Consider the following 16,653-nt stretch of genomic DNA (forward strand, 5'->3'; position numbering starts at 1 on the left):
TTGGCGAGATGCGATTCTTGGTCGATTCACATCCCACCCGGAGGACCTCACCCCTCACCCACCGACCCGCCGACCGTCACCAACCTCACGGGACACAACAGCTAGGCTGGCCCGGTGGACCGCAGCGCGCTCGAGGCGCTCCTGAGCCCCGATGGCACACGCCTGGTCGAGGAGCTGGGACAGATCGCATCCACGGCGGACGCGGCATCCGCCATCACGCGGCTGCGCCGCGCCGGCCACGCCCCCGAGGCGGTCGCCGCGGTCGTCGAGCAGGCCAGGCTGCGCGAGCGGGCGCGGGCCAAGTTCGGCGACGACGCGTCCCGGATGCTGTTCACCCGAGCCGGCCTGGAACAGGCAACGCGGCTGACGGTCGCCCTCCGGCACGCCGAGCGCTTGAGCGCCGCCGGGCTGCGGCGGGTCGCCGATCTCGGCTGCGGCATCGGCGGCGACGCGCTCGGCTTCGCCACGTGCGGCCTCGACGTGCTCGCCGTCGACGCCGACGAGGTGACCGCGGCCATCGCCGCACACAACCTCGCGGACTTCGGCGACCGGGTCGCCGTTCGGCACGCGCGCGCCGAGGACGTCGACCTCGCCGGTGTCGAGGCGGTGTGGCTCGACCCGGCGCGACGGACGGCGGGGCACTCCGAGACCGCGCGCGTACGGGCGGCGGACTACTCGCCGCCGCTGCCGTGGGCGTTCGCGCTCGCCTCGCGCCTGCCCGCGGGCATCAAGCTCGGACCGGGGTTCGACCGCACCCGCATCCCCGACGGCGTCGAAGCGCAGTGGATCGGCGTGGGCGGCGCCACTGTCGAGCTCGTGCTGTGGTCGGGAGCACTCGCCCGACCCGGGGTGGGGCGCGCTGCGCTGCTCGTGCGCGGTGAGGTCGCACACGAGCTGACGGCCGCGACGGACACCGCGGACGAGCCCGTGCGCGCACTCGGCGCCTACGTCCACGAGCCGGCGGGAGCGGTGATCCGCGCGCGGCTGATCGGGGAGGTCGCGCGCAGGATCGGAGCGGGCATGCTCGCGCCCAATATCGCCTACCTCACCTCGGACGCCCCGGCCGAGACCCCGTTCGTCTCGACGTTCCGCGTGCGCGAGCAGCTGCCGAACGACATCGGGCGGCTGAGTCGGGCGCTGCGCGAGCGCGGCATCGGCACGCTAGAGATCAAGAAGCGCGGGGTCGATGTCGACCCCGCGGTGCTCCGCCCGCGACTGAAGCTGCGCGGCCCGGAGTCGGCCACGCTCATCCTCACCCGCGTCGGGGAGCGCCGCCTCACCCTGCTCGTCGAGCGCGTCTGAGCCGGCGGATGCCCGGCACGTGCCGACCGCGTCCCGCTTACAGGGTGGATCGACAGGGCCCCGGGCCCGAACCGCGTAATTACGCGGGAGCCGCAGATCGGTGGTCACATTCAGCCTGTAAGCGGGACACATTCCCGCGGAGCCTCACCGGGTTGTGCTCAGCAGCGGCGCCGATCGGCCCTCGGGGGATCAGAGCAGGCCGGCCTGCACGGCCGCCCACCACAGCCATCCGGCGCTGTACACGAGCGAGAGCAGACTCAAGCACACGGCCCATACCGCGACACCCCGGCTCTCACCCCGGCGCAGCGCGACGATCGCCAACACCAGCGCCAAGATGCCGACCGGCATCGCCCATCCCACCGCGAGCGACATGATCAGCGCGGTCACCGCGAAGGTCAGGGCCCACGCGGCCCGTCGCGGCCTGGCAGGCGGGCCGACCACGCGGTCGGACCCGGCGGTCGGTGCCTGCGGCTCCGACGCCCCGGCCGCGCCGACCTCCACGGCCGCAGCCTGGGCCGCGCCCGCCTGCGCACGGTCCGGTCCGGCTGCGCCCGCCTCCGCGGGTTCCAGCTCAGCCGCACGGGGCCCAACAGCGTCCGCGCCCGCGCCCGCGGCATCCGGACGATCCGCCGACCCCCCCAGCCGGCGCGCGGCGCTCATGCCCTCACCTGGATCTCGGACACCGGCAGCGTCGAGTCAGCGCCGAAGGTCAGCGCCGAAGGCGCTCGCCCGGCCGCGATGAGCTCCGCGGCGAGCACCGCGATCATCGCGCCGTTGTCGGTGCACAGGCTCAGCGGCGGAATCCGCACCGCGACGCCGGCGGCCGCAGCGCGCTCGCGAGCGACCTCGCGGAGCCTCCGGTTCGCGATCACTCCGCCGCCGAGGAGCAGCCGCGGCACGTCGAGCCGCGCGCACGCGTCGAGCGCCTTGGTCACGAGCACGTCGACGACCGCCTCGCGGAACGAGGCGGCCACATCGGCGACGTCGACCGACTCCCCCGCTGCCTCGCGCTGCTCCACCCAGCGCGCGACCGCGGTCTTCAAGCCCGAGAACGAGAAGTCGTAGCGGTGGCGGTCCAGGTCGGACGCGCGGGACAGCCCGCGCGGGAATCGGATCGCCTCCGGGTCACCGCCCGCGGCAGCGCGATCGATCTCCGGGCCGCCGGGATAGGGCAGCCCCAGGATGCGCGCGATCTTGTCGAAGGCCTCGCCCGCGGCATCGTCCATCGTCTCGCCCAGCAGTTCCACGTCGGAGACGAGGTCGCGCACGAGCAGGAGCGAGGTGTGCCCGCCGCTGACGAGCAGGGCGACCGTGGGGTACTCGACCTCGTCTCCGGTGAGGAGGTCGGCGGCGATGTGTCCGACGAGATGGTTGACTGCGTACAGGGGCGTGCCAAGGGAGACCGCGAGCGCCTTCGCCGCACCGACCCCGACCATGAGAGCACCGGCCAACCCCGGCCCGCTCGTCACCGCGATCGCATCCAGGTCGTCGAGACGCACGGATGCCTCGGCCAGCGCCGCCTCGATCGCCGGCTGCAACGCTTCCAGGTGCGCCCGTGCCGCGATCTCCGGGATCACGCCGCCGTATCGGGCGTGCTCATCCATGGATGAGGCGATCGTGTTGCTCAGGAGCGTCCGGCCCCGGACGATGCCGATCCCGGTCTCGTCGCAGCTGGTCTCGATCCCGAGCACGAGGGGCTGGTCGCGGTTCATGCGCCGCTCCCCCGACGTTCACGGGCTTCGCAGGGTCGCGCGCCGGGGCCGGTCACGAGCACCACCCGCCGTCGGCGGCGAGCGCGTGGTCCGCCGGGGCCGGGCTGCGGCCTTCCCCGTCCCGCGTACAGGGCGAAACGGCGCCAGCGGGCACCCGCGGGGCCGAAGCACCCGGTTCACCCTGTAAGCGGGACGCTTCCTGCCGCGGCCGGGCCGCCCAGCCGCGCAGGTCGAGCTTCATCACGACCGCATCGACGTCGTCGGGCTGGTAGTACCGCGCCCGGCGGCCGAGCTCGACGAAGCCGACCGAGCGGTACAGCGCCTCGGCGACGGGGTTGTCGGCCCGCACCTCCAGGAAGACGGTGCGGGCCCCGCGCTCCCGCGCCAGCTCCAGCAGCGCGAGCAGCAGCGCACGCCCGCGCCCCCGCCCCCGTGCGTCGTCCGCGACCGCAAGCGTCTGGATGTCGGCGTCGGCGGCACCGCGCACGGCCCGCACGCCGCCGTAGCCGAGCAGCCGGCCGTGCTCCTCCACGACCAGATACCGCCCGTACGGCGAGTGCAGCTCCTCGCGCATCATCGCCTCGCTCCAGGCGTCGGTGGGGAACGAGGCGCGCTCCAGCGCCATGATCGCACCGAGATCGCCGGGGCCGGCCGTGCGCAACGTCATGCGCCGACCTTCTTCCGCGCGGCCGGGATCGTGACGTCGGGGGCACGGAGATACAGCGGCTCGGATGCCGCGGCATCCTGCTCACCCGCCGCGATGCGGCCCGCAGCGACGCGCGCGAGGTCGGCGGCGCTGATCGCCGTCGTCAGCTCCTCCTCGGCGAGCACCAGGCCATCGATCGCGACCTCGCCGCTTCGCGCGGCCAGCTCCGGACCGCGCATCCGTCGCGGTTGCGAACCCGGCGCGTAGACCGAGAAGGCGACCTCGCGGCGGCGCGCGTCGGTCACGACGGCGAACGGCTCCGCCGCGTCGCCGCGGGCGAGCGCCGCGGCATCGTGGCTGACCACGGGGACGACCGGGATGCCACGGCCGAGCGCGAAGGCCCGCGCGGCCGCGATCCCGACCCGCAGGCCCGTGAAGGGACCCGGGCCCATCCCGACCGCGACGTGGGTGATCTCCGCCGGCGTCACCCCGGCCGTGGCGAGCGCGTCGGCGATGAGCGTGCCGATGACCTCGGCGTGTCCGCGCGGGTCGGCGCTGGCCGCCTCGGCGCGCACCGCGCCGTCGAGGTCGACGACGGCGACGGCGGTGCCGATCGAGGTGTCGATGCCGAGGATCACGCCTTCCAGGGTAACCGGGGCCGGAGCAGCCGTGCCGGCACGGCCGACAACCCTCGCGAGACCTCCCGTTTGCAACGTTTTTCGCCGAAAAACGTTGCAAACGGGAGGTCTCGCGCGCCCGGGCACGGGGAGAAGGGCTACGGATGCCGCGACACGGCGACCACGCGGGGGGCGTCGGCGTCGAGCTCGGCCGCACGCGCGGTCGTGCCGCACGCGGTGTCGACGCCGCGGCCGTGCCATTCCCGGTCGAGCTCGATCTCCCACCACCGGTCGCGGAGCCCGTCCACCATCCCGCGCCCCCATTCCACGACGACGACAGCCCGGTCCAGATCGAGGTCGAGGTCGTCGAGCTCAGCCGGCGAGCCGAGGCGATAGGCATCCACGTGGATCAACGCCGGCCCGCCCACCAGCGACGGATGCGTCCGGGCGATCACGAACGTAGGGCTCTGCACCGGCCCGCGCACGCCCAGGCCGGCGGCGATCCCGCGGGTCAGCGTGGTCTTCCCGGCCCCGAGCGGGCCGGTGAGCACCACGAGGTCGCCGGCGCGCAGCCGCGTGCCGAGGTCGCGCCCGAACGCCTCCATGCCCTCGGGCGAGCCGATCGTGCGCCGCCCCATGAGGTCATCGATCGAGGTCACGTGGGCTCCCCTGTTCACAACTCAGGCTGGACGGTGCGGCGAGCACGCCGGAACCGCGTGATTCCGGGGCCCGGGACCTCCGCCGACGGCATTCTGCCTGAATTATGAACGGCACGGCGGTGACACGTGCCCCCGAACGCCCCCCGATGCTCACCGCGACTCCGTCCGGCGCGGCACGCGCGGCCCGATGCGCGTCACGATCTCGTAGTTGATCGTGCCCGCCGCCGCGGCCCACTCCTCCACGGCGGGATCACCGAGGGTCGGGTCGCCGAACAGCACGACCTCGTCTCCGACCGCGACCGGGTGATCGCCCACGTCGACGACGAACTGGTCCATCGCGATGCGGCCGGCGACGGGGAACCGCCGTCCACCGATGCGCACCGGCCCGGCACCGGACGCCTGCCGTGGAACGCCGTCGGCATAGCCGAGCGGTATGAGGGCGAGCGTGGTCTCGGTCGTCGTGCGGTGCACGTATCCGTAGGAGACGCCCTGACCCGCGGGCACGCGCCGCACCGCCGCGACGGCTCCGCGCAGCGTCATCGCCGGCTGCAGCCCGAGGTCGGCCGACGTGCGGTCGTCGAAGGGCGAGAGCCCGTAGATCGCGATGCCGAGTCGGACGCAGCCGAGCCGCGCCTCCGGCAGCGCGATCGCCGCGTGCGAGGCGGCCAGGTGCCGCAGCGGCGGCGTGAGTCCGTGCGCAGACGCCAGCGCGAGCGCGTCGTGGAACCGGGCGAGCGCGGCCCGGTCGTCGGCCTCGCTCGTGTTGGAGAGGTGACTGAAGATGGCGACGACGTCGAGCCGCCCGATGCGCTCGAGCCGCGCGGCCTCGGCGAGCACGCGCGCGTAGTCCTCCGGCGCGATGCCGTTGCGCCCGAGCCCGGTCTCCAGCTTCAGGTGCACGCGCACGGGTCGATCGGCGGATGCCGCGGCCTCCGCTGCGAGCAGCTGGTCGAACCGCGAGATGCCGAGCTCCAGGTCGTGCCCGGCCGCCTCGGCGAACGAGACGCCGGGCGCGTGCAGCCAGGCGACGATCGGCGCACGGATGCCGGCGCGCCGCAGGGCCAGCCCCTCCCCGATGTCGGCGACGCCGAGCCGGGAGGCGCCGCCCTCGAGGGCGGCGCGCGCGGCGCGCTCCGCGCCATGCCCGTACCCGTCGGCTTTGACGACCGCGATGACCTCGGATGCGGTCAGCCTCCGCAGATGCCGGACGTTCGCCGCGATCGCCGCAGTGTCGATGACGGCCTCGCGCAGCAGGCCGCTTCCCGGTTCAGTCATCCGGCATCCCCTGATCCATCCGATCCGGGCGCTGGAGCGGACTCGGCCACGACGTAGGCGATGGCCAGCCCCGCATCGTGCGAGAGCGAGAGGTGAAGGCGGGCGATGCCGCGGCCTTCGACCACCGCGGCGGTCGTGCCCGCCAGGGCGAACACGGGACGGCCCGACGGTTCCGACACGACCTCGATGTCGGTCCAGCGCACCCCGTCCGATCCGCCGAGCGCTTTGATGAGCGCCTCCTTGGCGGCGTAGCGGGCGGCCAGCGAATGCGGCCTCAGCGTGCGCTCCGCGGGTGCGAACAGCCTCCTCATGAGCGCCGGGGTGCGCACGATCGCCCGTTCGAACCGGGGGATGTCGACCAGGTCGACGCCGATGCCGACGATCACCTCAGTCCTCCCCTCGTGCCGCGCCCGCGGCATCCGCCAGACTACCCGCCCCGCCCCCGGAGGCCGTGGCCCTACTCGACCGTGACGGACTTCGCGAGGTTGCGGGGCTGGTCGACGTCCAGGCCCTTGGCGGTGGCCAGGCCCATCGCGAAGATGTGCAGCGGCACGACCGCCAGCAGCGGCTCGAAGAAGGGCGCGGCGAGCGGGATGCGCAGCACCTCGTCGGCGAAGGGGAGCACCGCGGCATCCCCCTCCTCGGCCACGACGATCACGCGAGCGCCGCGGGCACGGATCTCCTGGATGTTGGAGACGACCTTCTTGTGCAGCTCGGCAGACTCGCGCGGCGACGGCACGATCACGAACACCGGCTGGCCGGGCTCGATGAGCGCGATGGGGCCGTGCTTGAGCTCGCCCGCGGCGAAGCCCTCGGCGTGGATGTAGGAGATCTCCTTGAGCTTGAGCGCACCCTCCAGGGCGATCGGGTATCCGACGTGACGGCCGAGGAACAGCACCGAGTGGGTGTCGGCCATCCAGCGCGCGAACTGCTCGACGTGCGCCTGCTCGGCCTCCAGCACCTGGGCGATCTTGGCGGGCACTGCTTCGAGCTCGTGCACCTGCTCGGCGGCGACCTCGGCGGCGAGCGACCCGCGCAGGCGCGCCACGTGCAGAGCGAGCAGGTACAGCGCGGTGATCTGGGCGACGAACGCCTTGGTGGATGCCACGGCGACCTCGGGACCGGCGTGGGTGTAGACGATGGCATCCGACTCGCGCGGGATCGTGGCCCCTTGCGTGTTACAGATCGACACGGTCTTCGCGCCGCGCTCGCGCGCGTACTTGACGGCCATGAGCGTGTCCATCGTCTCGCCGGACTGGCTGATCGACACCACGAGCGTACGCGGGGTCAGCACCGGGTCGCGGTAGCGGAACTCGTGCGCGAGCTCGACGTCGACGGGGATGCGGGTCCACTGCTCCAGCGCGTACTTGCCGACCTGTCCGGCATAGGCCGCGGTGCCGCACGCGATCACGACGATGCGGTCGATGCCCAGGAACAGCTCGTCGAGCCCCTCCAGCTCGGGGATCACGACGGCGCCGTCGCGCACGCGACCGCGGATGGTGTTGGCGACCGCATCGGGCTCTTCCGAGACCTCCTTCGCCATGAACGACGACCAGCCGCCCTTCTCGGCGGCGGCAGCGTCCCATACGACCTCGAACGGCTCGACCTCGACGTCCTCGCCGTCGAAGTTCGTCACCTCGACCGAGCCGGGACGGATCGCGACGATCTCGTCCTGGCCGATCGCGAGGGCGTTGCGGGTGTGCTCGACGAAGGCCGCCACGTCGGAGCCGAGGAAGTTCTCCCCCTCCCCCAGGCCGATCACCAGCGGCGAGTTGCGGCGCGCGCCGACGACGAGCCCGGGCGCGTCCTCGTGCATCGCGAGCAGGGTGAACGCGCCTTCGAGGCGGGCGACGACAGTGCGGAAGGCGGTGACGAGGTCGCCGGATGCCCGGTACTCGCGGCCCAGCAGGACTGCGGCGACCTCGGTGTCGGTCTCGCTGCGGAACGTGTAGCCCTCGGCGAGGAGCTCGTCCTTCAGCTCGGCGAAGTTCTCGATGATGCCGTTGTGGATGACGGCCAACTTGTCGTCGTCGGCCAGGTGCGGGTGCGCGTTGGCGTCGGTGGGGCCGCCGTGGGTGGCCCAGCGCGTGTGCCCGATGCCGGTGGTCCCGTCGGCAAGGGGGTGCGCGGCGAGGTCGTCGCGCAGCACGGCCAGCTTGCCCGCGCGCTTGCGCATGCCCAGCGTGCCGTCGTCGCCGATGACGGCGACGCCCGCCGAGTCGTATCCGCGGTATTCCAGCCGCGACAGGCCGGAGAGAAGGATGCCCTGACTCGGGCGCGACCCGACGTACCCCACGATTCCACACATGCGATCCATCGTATGGGGCGGCGGTGCGAGAAGGCTCACCGCTTCTGCGTGCGCGTGCCCCTCCCTCCCGCGAGGGTGCCACTTCCCCGCGCGAGGGTGCTACTTCCCCGCGCGAGGGTGCCAGTTCCGTGCGCGAGGGTGCCACCCGCTGCGCCGACGTTGCGCGGAACGAGCACCCGCGCGGAAAGAACGAGCACCCTCGCGGGAAGAGCGAGCACCCTCGCGGAAAGAACGAGCACCCTCGCGGGCGGGCGGGCGGACAGCCGCGGGAAGTCAGAGCTTGCGCAGGCGCACCGTCTCGACCGTGTGGTCGGCGGCCTTCTTGAGCACGAGCGTCGCCCGGTGCTTGGTCGGCTCGACGTTCTCGCGCAGATTGGGCAGGTTGATCTCGTTCCAGAACCCGAGGGCGGTGCGCACGGCCTCCTGGTCGGAGAGCTGCGCGAAGACCGTGAAGAACGAGTTCGGATTGCTGAACGCGCCCTGCCGCAGCGCGAGGAACCGGTTCACGAACCACGACTCGATGTGCTCGACTTCGGCATCCACATACACGGAGAAGTCGAACAGGTCGCTCACGGCCACGTCGTTCGGCGTCGGCGGCGGGGTGAGGACATTGAGTCCCTCGACGATCACGACGTCGGGGCGGCGCACCGTCACGTGCGCGTCGGGCACGATGTCGTAGCGCACGTGCGAGTAGAAGGGCGCCTGCACGACGTGAGCGCCGCTCTTGAGCTCGGTGAGGAACTGCACGAGCGCCCTGCGGTCGTACGACTCCGGAAAACCCTTGCGTTCCATGAGTCCGCGCCGCTCGAGCTCCGCGTTGGGGTAGAGGAATCCGTCGGTCGTGACGATCTCCACCCGCGGGGTGCCCGGCCACCGGCTCATCAGCTCGCGCAGCAGCCGCGCGATCGTGGACTTTCCCACCGCCACCGAACCGGCGACACCCACCACGAACGGGGTCGTCGTGTCGGTCTCGCCGAGGAAGTCCGCGGTGTCGGCGCCGAGCCGCTTCGTCGCACCGGCGTAGAGGGAGAGCAGCCGGCTCAGCGGCAGGTAGACCTCGCGCACCTCGGCGAGGTCGAGCCGGTCGCCGAGCCCGCGCAGCTGCACGATCTCGGTCTCGGTGAGCGGCTGCTGCTCGCCCTCCGCCAGCCGCGCCCACGCCGCGCGGTCGATCTCGCGGTACAGCGAGTCGACCGGTACGGCGTCGTCGGGAGACATCGCGCCCATCGTATCGGCGGATGCCGCTGCCCTGGCTCACCGGTACCCGTTCGCCCCGCGAGCCCCTGACGAGGCCCGGCAGCGGTCGTCGGCGTCCCGCTTACAGGGCGAAAGTGCCTCTACGGGGGCCTGGACGCCGGTATGGGCCGTTTCGCCCTGTAAGCGGGACGGATTCCGCGGCTCCCGGAGGGTCCAGCCGCGCAGGTTCCGCGGCTCCCGGAAGGTCCAGCCGCGCAGGTTCCGCGCCTCCCGAAGCCTCCAGCCGCGCAGATCGAGCGCCCTCGAGCCGCGGACACGCGCAGCGCGCGCTCCGACCCGGCAGCGGTTCGTCGGAGATCTGCACAACGTCGGACGATCCGCGGCAGATCCCTCCGACAAACGGCCGATCTCCGACGAACCGCAGCCGACTGGCAGTCAAAACCAGGGACCCAAAACCAGGGACCCAACACCAGGGACCCAAGACCAGGGACCCAACACCAGGGACCCAGAGGCAAAGGGTAGACGCCAGGCGTGCCGGGGGCGCAGGATTTCCTCATGGCCGCGCGCCGCGCACCGATCCGCACACCCGACCAGCGCATCCGGGTCTTCGTCAGCTCCACTCTGCGGGAGCTGGAGCCGGAGCGCTTGGCGGCGCGCGCCGTGATCGAGCGGCTGCGCATGGCACCGGTCATGTTCGAGCTGGGCGCCCGACCCCATCCGCCGCGCGAGCTCTACCGCGCGTACCTCGCGCAGAGCGACATCTTCGTGGGCATCTACGGCTCCAGCTACGGCTGGGTCGCCCCGGGTGAGGATGTCTCCGGGCTCGAGGACGAGTACCGTCTGTCGGGGTCGCTGCCGAGCCTCATCTACGTGAAGGACCCGGCCCCGCAGCGCGACGATCGCCTCGACGCACTGCTGGAGCGCATCCGCGCCGACGACCGCAGCTCGTACAAGTCGTTCCGCGACGCTGACGAGCTCGCCGCACTCCTCGCCGACGACATCGCGACCCTCCTCGCGGAGCGCTTCGACACCGGTCAATCCACCCCGTCCTCCGCCGCGCACGCGGTCGGCGGCATCCCCGCCCCCTACAACGCGCTGGTCGGCCGCGAGCCCGAGCGGCGCGCGGTGCTCGACCTGCTCGAGCATCCGGAGACACGCCTGGTGACGATCACCGGCGCGGGAGGCATCGGCAAGTCGCGGCTGGCGATCGAGATCGCGACGGATGCCGCCCGTACCGGCCGCGAGGTGGCCTTCGCCCTGCTGGAGTCGGTCTCGGCGCCCGACCGCGTGCTGCCGACGATCGCCCGCGCGCTCGGCGTGCAGGACGCCGCCGGCCAGGCCTCGCTGGAGGAGGCGGTGATCGCCGGCGTCGCGGATCGCGCCATCCTGCTCGTCATCGACAACATGGAGCACCTGCTGGCCGCCGCTCCCCTGCTGGTGCGACTGATCGCGGGGACCTCCCGGCTGCAGCTGCTCGTGACGAGCCGCTCGCCGCTGCGCCTGCGGGCCGAGCGCATCGTGGAGGTGGGCCCGCTCGCCGTGCCCGGTGCCGATGGAACGCGGCGCCGCGCCGCGGCCGCCGACCTGCCGACGGATGCCGCGGAGGCGGCCGCCGTCGTGCTGTTCGTGCAGCGCGCCTCGGTCGCGCGGCCGGGCTTCCGGCTCACCGCGCAGAACCTGCCCGAGGTCGTTGCGATCTGTCGGGCGCTGGACGGGGTGCCGCTGGCGCTGGAGCTCGCCGCCTCCCGCGTGCGTTCGCTGTCGTGCGCGCAGATCCTGAAGCGGCTCGACTCCGTACTTGCTCTGCTCGTGAGCGGGTCGCGTGACCTGCCGGAACGGCAACGGACGCTGCGCGCGACGCTGGAGTGGAGCGTGGGCCTGCTCGACGACGAGCCGCGTGCGGCGTTGGCCGCACTCGCGACGTTCACCGGCTCGTTCGTGTTCGACGCGGCCGAGAGCGTGCTGAGCGGGGCGGGTGTCACAGACCCCCTCGCGGCGCTGGAGGCCCTGGTCGACGCGAGCCTCGTCGCGCGCGCCGACCGCGACGGCGTGCCCGTCTTCCGGCTCCTGTCGCTCGTGCGCGCCTACGCCGGGGAGCTCGGCGCGGCGACTGCGCGCGAGCAGGCGACGCGCGCCTGGATCGCCCACTACCGGACGATGGCGACGGATGCGGCCGAGGGATTGCGCGGCGACGTGCAGCTGGAGTGGCTGGCGGCATTGGAGCGCGAGGCGGAGAACCTCCTGGGCGTGGGCCGCGCGCTCCTGGACCGCCGTGAGCTCGACGGTGCCGCCGATTACCTGTGGTCGCTCTACCTCTACCTGTGGATCGGCGGCTACCTCGGTTTCGTGCCGGGCTGGATGACCGAGCTGCTTCAGATCGCCGACCGCGAGCGCGTCGAGCTCGCGGCGCGGACGCGGGCGATCGCGCTCTACTACATCAACGCCAACCGGTTCTGGCAGGACCCGTCGTTCGATCCGGTGCCGCAGTTGCGGGCCGGTCGCGACCTGTTCGCGGGGGTCGGCGACGTCGCCGGTGCCGCACTGACGGGGGTCTCGATCGGGCTCGCTCTGCTGGCGCAGGCGGGCGCCGCGGCGGCGGATGCCGCACCGGAAGGCGCCGGATCGACGGATGCCGCCAGGTCGCGGGCCGCGCGGGCGGATGCCGCGCCGCCGACCCCGCGGCATCCGCCCGCCCCGCCCGCCGAGGTCGTCGCCGCCGTCTCGACCCTCGAGGACAGCCTCGCCGGCTTCCGCGAGGTCGGCGACGCGTGGGGTCAGGCCATGGCACTGGTCACGCTGGGACGGCTCGCACTGCTGGGCGGCGACCTGTCCGCCGCGCAGACCCGCTTCGAGGAGAGCCTGTCGCTCGCCGAGACGCAGGGAGAGCGTCTCGGGATCGTCATCGCCCTGAACCACCGCGGCTGGGTCCGCTTCTTCGGCGGCGACGCGGACGGCGCCGGTGACGACTTCGCCCGCGCGCTCGATCTCTCGCTGGCGCTCGGTCACGACGAGGGCATCGCCTACGGGCTGGAGGGCTTCGTGGGGCTTCGAGCCGCGCAGGGCGACGTGCGCGCGGCGGGGTTGCTGCTCGGCGCGGCGCAGGCGCTGCGCAGGCAGAAGGGCATCATCAACCCGGGGGCGTACGAGTTCGCCCTCGTGCCGCTCGGTGCGCTGCGGGCCGCCGGGTCGGGCGATGCGCTGGATGCCGCCGTCGTCGAGGGCGAGCGACTGACGGTGGCCGAGGCGCTGCAGCATGTCCGCGGCTGAGGTGGGCGACACCATCCTGCCGGTCACGCGCGTGGTCGCCGTCGCGCTCGTGCCGATCCTGGTGGTCGCGGCGGTGCTCCTGTTCGCGTTGCCGGAGCGATCCGGGGAACTGTTCGCGTGGCAGATCGACCCGCCCCTGTCGGCCGCGGTCCTGGCATCCGCCTATGTCGGCGGGGTCTGGTTCTTCGCCCGCGTGCCTCGCGGGGGCTGGCACGAGGTGCGCCACGGCTTCCCCGCCGTCGCGGTGTTCGCGGGTGCCGTGCTGATCGCCACGCTGCTGCACCTGGACCGCTTCTCGTCGAACCTGTCGTTCGCGGCCTGGATGGCGCTGTACGCGACGACGCCGTTCGTCGTCGCGGCGCTCGTGGTACTCCAACGGCGGCGCGAGCGCGGCATCCCTGCTCCCGTCGATGAGCGCGGCCCCGGCATCCCTGCTCCCGCCGATGCGCGCGAGCGCGGCATCCCGGCGCCCGCCGATGCACGCGAGCGCGGCCCCGGCATTCCGCCGCCCGCCGAGCTGACGCTGCCGCGGCCGGTGCGGTTCGGACTGATCGCGATCGGGCTTGCCGCCACGGCCACCGGAGCCGGGCTCTTCCTCGCGCCGGGAGCGGCGGCGACGGTCTGGGCGTGGGACCTGACCCCTTTGACGGCGCAGGTCACCGGGGCCGTGCTCACTCTCCCCGGCGTGGTGGCCCTCGCCCTGCTGCGCGATGACCGCTGGAGCGCGTTCCGCGTGCCCGTCCAGGCGCAGTTGATCAGCCTCGCCGCGATGACGGTGTCGCTGCTCGTGCACCGCGACGACCTCGACCCCGAGCGGTGGGCGACCCCGCTGTTCGTCGGGCTCGTGGGTGTGGCGATCGTCGCCTACGCGGCGCTCCTGATCTGGGCCGCCTCGCGCGCGCGAGCGCGCGCCGCGCGCTGACTCCCGCCGGGCCGCCTCCCCGGGCCACGGCACAACGTCGGAGATCTGCACAACGTCGGACGATCCGCGGCGGATCCCTCCGACCAACGGCCGATCTCCGACGAACCGCAGCGCGAACCGAGCCGACGAGCCCCAGCCCGAGCCCCAGCCCGAGCAGCCCCTAGCCGCGCACGACGGCGGCGAGCGCGTCCGCGACGCTCCGCGCCTCGTCCTCGGAGGCGGCCTCGACCATCACGCGCACCATCGGCTCGGTGCCCGAGGGGCGCAGCAGCACGCGACCGGAGTCGCCGAGCGCCTCCTCGGCCGCGGCGACCGCAGCCAGCACGTCCGGGTCCGTGGCGCGCGAGCGCTCGACGCCGCGGACGTTGACGAGCACCTGCGGGAACACGGTCATGACCGCGGCCAGCTCCGCCAGCGACCGCCGCTGGCGCGCCAGCTCGGCGCACAGGTGCAGGCCGGTGAGCAGCCCGTCTCCGGTGGTCGCGTGGTCGCTCATGATGACGTGGCCGCTCTGCTCGCCGCCGAGGCTGAACCCGCCCTCGGTCATGCGCTCGAGCACGTACCTGTCGCCGACGTTGGTCGTCTCGACGCGGATGCCGTGTGCCTGCATCGCGCGATGCAGGCCCAGGTTGCTCATCACCGTGGTCACGAGCGTGCCGCCGCGGAGCCGTCCGCGCTCGTGCATGGCCACGGCCAGGATCGCCATGATCTGGTCGCCGTCGACGACGTTGCCGTCGGCGTCGACGGCCAGGCACCGGTCGGCGTCGCCGTCGTGCGCGATGCCGATGTCAGCGCCGACCCGCACGACCTCGGCCGCGATGAGGTCGAGGTGGGTGGAGCCGACGCCGTCGTTGATGTTGATGCCGTCGGGGTCGGCGCCGATGACGGTGACCTTCGCCCCGGCATCGCGGAAGGTCTCCGGCGAGACACCGGATGCCGCGCCGTGCGCGCAGTCGATCACCACGTGCAGTCCGTCGAGCCGATGCGGGAGCGACGCCAGCAGGTGCACGACGTAGCGGTCCTCGGCATCCGCGAACCGGCGCACCCGGCCGACGTCGCCCCCGGTCGGCTGGAGCTTCGGACCGCTCATGGCGGCCTCGATGCGCTCCTCGACCACGTCGGGCAGCTTCACGCCGCCCCGGGCGAAGATCTTGATGCCGTTATCGGGGGCGGGGTTGTGGGATGCCGAGATCATCACGCCGAAGTCGGCGTCGATGTCGGCGATGAGAAAGGCCGTCGCCGGGGTGGGGAGCACCCCGGCGTCCAGCACGTCGACACCGGACGACGCGAGCCCCGCAGCCACCGCGGCGGAGAGGAACTCCCCCGACACGCGCGGATCGCGCGCGACGACCGCGGTGAGCCGCTTGCCGGCGGCCATGCGCGCCTCGGCGATACGGCCCCGGCCCAGCACGACCGCGGTCGCCTGGGCCAGGGTGAGGGCGAGCTCGGCGGTGAGGGGGCCGTTGGCCAGCCCCCGCACCCCGTCGGTGCCGAACAGCGCCATCAGCGCTTGGAGTACTGAGGAGCCTTGCGCGCCTTCTTGAGACCGGCCTTCTTGCGCTCCTTCACGCGCGCGTCGCGCGAGAGGAAGCCGGCCTTCTTGAGGGTCGGGCGGTTGTTCTCGGCGTCGATCTCGTTGAGCGCGCGGGCGATGCCCAGGCGCAGCGCGCCGGCCTGCCCCGACGGGCCGCCGCCGGAGATGCGGGCGATGACGTCGTAGGCGCCGGCGAGGTCGAGCACGGTGAACGGGTCGGTGACCAGCTGCTGGTGGAGCTTGTTCGGGAAGTAGTCCTCGAACGCACGGTCGTTGACCGTGATCGTGCCCGAGCCGGGGACCAGGCGGACGCGCGCGATGGCCTGCTTGCGGCGGCCCACGGCGGCGCCGGGCACCGACAGCACGGGGCGGGGGGTTGCGGCGACGGCCTCGGCGGCCGGCGTCTCGGTGGTGTAGTTCTCGGGGGTCTGCTCGATGGAGTCTGCGATCTTCGCCATCAGGGTGTCCTCAGTTCTGTTCGGCGGCGCTTACTGGGCGACCTGGTCGAAGGTGTACGTCTTGGGCTGCTGGGCCGTGTGCGGGTGCTCGGCGCCCGCGTAGACCTTGAGCTTGGACAGCTGCTGGCGACCCAGGCTGTTCTTGGGGAGCATGCCGCGCACGGCCTTCTCGACCGCGCGCACCGGGTTGCGCTCCAGCAGCTCGGCGTAGGTGACGGAGCTGAGGCCGCCCGGGTAGCCGGAGTGGCGGTAGGCCTTCTTCTGCTGGAGCTTCTGACCGGTCAGCGCCACCTTGTCGGCGTTGACGATCACGACGAAGTCGCCGGTGTCGAGGTGGTTGGCGAAGGTGGCCTTGTGCTTGCCGCGCAGGAGCGCGGCGGCGTGCGAGGCGAGACGGCCGAGGACGACGTCGGTCGCGTCGATGACCAGCCATTCGCGCTGGACTTCGCCTGCCTTGGGGGTGTAAGTACGCGTCACAGTAGTGCTGCTTTCTTGATTCGAACGGAGAGGCTCGTGAATCCCGCTCCGGGGTGGTTCCGTGCCCGAAGGGCCAGGAACACGCCAGTGGAGGGCTCACGTTCGCGGTGCCGGGTCAGCAAGAGCCGCGCACCAAGGGTCCAGCTTACGGCATGCGGATGCCGCGCCCCAAACGCGCGGCATCCGACCGGTGGTGGGTACTGTGGACGGTGGAGCCCGCTGCCGTCGCATCGGACGGATGCCGTGGGGCGGATTGCGTGACTCGGGGGGAGAGCAGAG

Annotated in this window: 14 protein-coding genes and 1 pseudogene; 3 read left to right on the top strand and 12 right to left on the bottom strand. The window is 72.8% G+C overall.

Annotated features, from left to right (window positions below; translation table 11 throughout):
- The first annotated feature begins 114 nt into the window (after positions 1–114).
- Positions 115–1,302, top strand: a complete 1,188-nt coding sequence (locus QM641_RS02900; RefSeq protein ID WP_415113251.1) for a THUMP-like domain-containing protein — start codon at positions 115–117, stop codon at positions 1,300–1,302.
- 189 nt (positions 1,303–1,491) lie between these two features.
- Here QM641_RS02900 and QM641_RS02905 read toward each other — a convergent pair whose 3' ends face one another.
- From QM641_RS02905 to coaA, 9 genes and pseudogenes are all read right to left on the bottom strand, one after another.
- Positions 1,492–1,962, bottom strand: a complete 471-nt coding sequence (locus QM641_RS02905) for a hypothetical protein (protein WP_415113253.1) — start codon at positions 1,960–1,962, stop codon at positions 1,492–1,494.
- Positions 1,959–3,014 (bottom strand): tRNA (adenosine(37)-N6)-threonylcarbamoyltransferase complex transferase subunit TsaD, encoded by a 1,056-nt coding sequence (tsaD, locus tag QM641_RS02910; RefSeq protein WP_415113255.1) that lies wholly within the window; start codon positions 3,012–3,014, stop codon positions 1,959–1,961. The genes QM641_RS02905 and tsaD overlap by 4 nt, the downstream gene beginning before the upstream one ends.
- A 211-nt stretch (positions 3,015–3,225) precedes the next feature.
- Positions 3,226–3,681: pseudogene (gene rimI, locus QM641_RS02915) on the bottom strand (ribosomal protein S18-alanine N-acetyltransferase); the annotation flags it as partial.
- Complete coding sequence (tsaB, locus tag QM641_RS02920; protein ID WP_415113257.1) at positions 3,678–4,298, bottom strand: tRNA (adenosine(37)-N6)-threonylcarbamoyltransferase complex dimerization subunit type 1 TsaB; 621 nt, start codon at positions 4,296–4,298, stop codon at positions 3,678–3,680. The pseudogene rimI and the gene tsaB, both read right to left, overlap by 4 nt.
- Before the next feature lie 137 nt (positions 4,299–4,435).
- Complete coding sequence (gene tsaE, locus QM641_RS02925; protein WP_415113367.1) at positions 4,436–4,915, bottom strand: tRNA (adenosine(37)-N6)-threonylcarbamoyltransferase complex ATPase subunit type 1 TsaE; 480 nt, start codon at positions 4,913–4,915, stop codon at positions 4,436–4,438.
- A gap of 171 nt (positions 4,916–5,086) precedes the next feature.
- Positions 5,087–6,211, bottom strand: a complete 1,125-nt coding sequence (gene alr, locus QM641_RS02930) for an alanine racemase (protein WP_415113259.1) — start codon at positions 6,209–6,211, stop codon at positions 5,087–5,089.
- Positions 6,208–6,597 carry a holo-ACP synthase gene (locus tag QM641_RS02935; RefSeq protein WP_415113261.1) on the bottom strand — a complete coding sequence of 130 codons (390 nt, stop codon included), beginning with the start codon at positions 6,595–6,597 and terminating at the stop codon, positions 6,208–6,210. Before QM641_RS02935 ends, alr begins: the two co-directional genes overlap by 4 nt.
- A 71-nt stretch (positions 6,598–6,668) precedes the next feature.
- Positions 6,669–8,519, bottom strand: a complete 1,851-nt coding sequence (gene glmS / locus QM641_RS02940; RefSeq protein WP_415113263.1) for a glutamine--fructose-6-phosphate transaminase (isomerizing) — start codon at positions 8,517–8,519, stop codon at positions 6,669–6,671.
- A 273-nt stretch (positions 8,520–8,792) separates the two neighbouring features.
- Positions 8,793–9,737: a type I pantothenate kinase gene (gene coaA / locus QM641_RS02945; RefSeq protein WP_415113265.1), complete on the bottom strand. Its 945-nt coding sequence runs from the start codon at positions 9,735–9,737 to the stop codon at positions 8,793–8,795.
- A gap of 534 nt (positions 9,738–10,271) precedes the next feature.
- Here coaA and QM641_RS02950 point away from each other — a divergent pair.
- Positions 10,272–12,983 carry an ATP-binding protein gene (locus QM641_RS02950; protein WP_415113267.1) on the top strand — a complete coding sequence of 904 codons (2,712 nt, stop codon included), beginning with the start codon at positions 10,272–10,274 and terminating at the stop codon, positions 12,981–12,983.
- The gene (locus tag QM641_RS02955; protein ID WP_415113269.1) at positions 12,970–13,905 is read left to right on the top strand and encodes a hypothetical protein; all 936 of its coding nucleotides are present in this window, start codon (positions 12,970–12,972) and stop codon (positions 13,903–13,905) included. The genes QM641_RS02950 and QM641_RS02955 overlap by 14 nt, the downstream gene beginning before the upstream one ends.
- Positions 13,906–14,065: 160 nt before the next feature.
- On the opposite strand, the gene glmM is transcribed toward QM641_RS02955, so the two are convergent.
- From glmM to rplM, 3 genes are read right to left on the bottom strand one after another with little or no spacing between them, the layout of a single operon-like run.
- Complete coding sequence (glmM, locus tag QM641_RS02960; RefSeq protein WP_415113271.1) at positions 14,066–15,409, bottom strand: phosphoglucosamine mutase; 1,344 nt, start codon at positions 15,407–15,409, stop codon at positions 14,066–14,068.
- Positions 15,409–15,897 (bottom strand): 30S ribosomal protein S9, encoded by a 489-nt coding sequence (gene rpsI / locus QM641_RS02965; RefSeq protein ID WP_415113273.1) that lies wholly within the window; start codon positions 15,895–15,897, stop codon positions 15,409–15,411. The genes glmM and rpsI overlap by 1 nt, the downstream gene beginning before the upstream one ends.
- Before the next feature lie 30 nt (positions 15,898–15,927).
- Positions 15,928–16,374: a 50S ribosomal protein L13 gene (gene rplM / locus QM641_RS02970; protein WP_415113275.1), complete on the bottom strand. Its 447-nt coding sequence runs from the start codon at positions 16,372–16,374 to the stop codon at positions 15,928–15,930.
- Positions 16,375–16,653 lie beyond the last annotated feature (279 nt).

This window comes from Microbacterium sp., assembly GCF_047605725.1.
GTDB lineage: Bacteria > Actinomycetota > Actinomycetes > Actinomycetales > Microbacteriaceae > Microbacterium.

What these genes read in the sequence shown, in the direction of transcription:
- QM641_RS02905 (WP_415113253.1), bottom strand. Translation starts at nt 1,962, where the DNA reads ATGAGCGCCGCGCGCCGGCTGGGGGGGTCGGCGGATCGTCCGGATGCC.
- tsaD (WP_415113255.1), bottom strand. Translation starts at nt 3,014, where the DNA reads ATGAACCGCGACCAGCCCCTCGTGCTCGGGATCGAGACCAGCTGCGAC.
- tsaE (WP_415113367.1), bottom strand. Translation starts at nt 4,915, where the DNA reads ATGGGGCGGCGCACGATCGGCTCGCCCGAGGGCATGGAGGCGTTCGGG.
- alr (WP_415113259.1), bottom strand. Translation starts at nt 6,211, where the DNA reads ATGACTGAACCGGGAAGCGGCCTGCTGCGCGAGGCCGTCATCGACACT.
- glmS (WP_415113263.1), bottom strand. Translation starts at nt 8,519, where the DNA reads ATGTGTGGAATCGTGGGGTACGTCGGGTCGCGCCCGAGTCAGGGCATC.
- coaA (WP_415113265.1), bottom strand. Translation starts at nt 9,737, where the DNA reads ATGTCTCCCGACGACGCCGTACCGGTCGACTCGCTGTACCGCGAGATC.
- QM641_RS02950 (WP_415113267.1), top strand. Translation starts at nt 10,272, where the DNA reads ATGGCCGCGCGCCGCGCACCGATCCGCACACCCGACCAGCGCATCCGG.
- QM641_RS02955 (WP_415113269.1), top strand. Translation starts at nt 12,970, where the DNA reads ATGTCCGCGGCTGAGGTGGGCGACACCATCCTGCCGGTCACGCGCGTG.
- glmM (WP_415113271.1), bottom strand. Translation starts at nt 15,409, where the DNA reads ATGGCGCTGTTCGGCACCGACGGGGTGCGGGGGCTGGCCAACGGCCCC.
- rpsI (WP_415113273.1), bottom strand. Translation starts at nt 15,897, where the DNA reads ATGGCGAAGATCGCAGACTCCATCGAGCAGACCCCCGAGAACTACACC.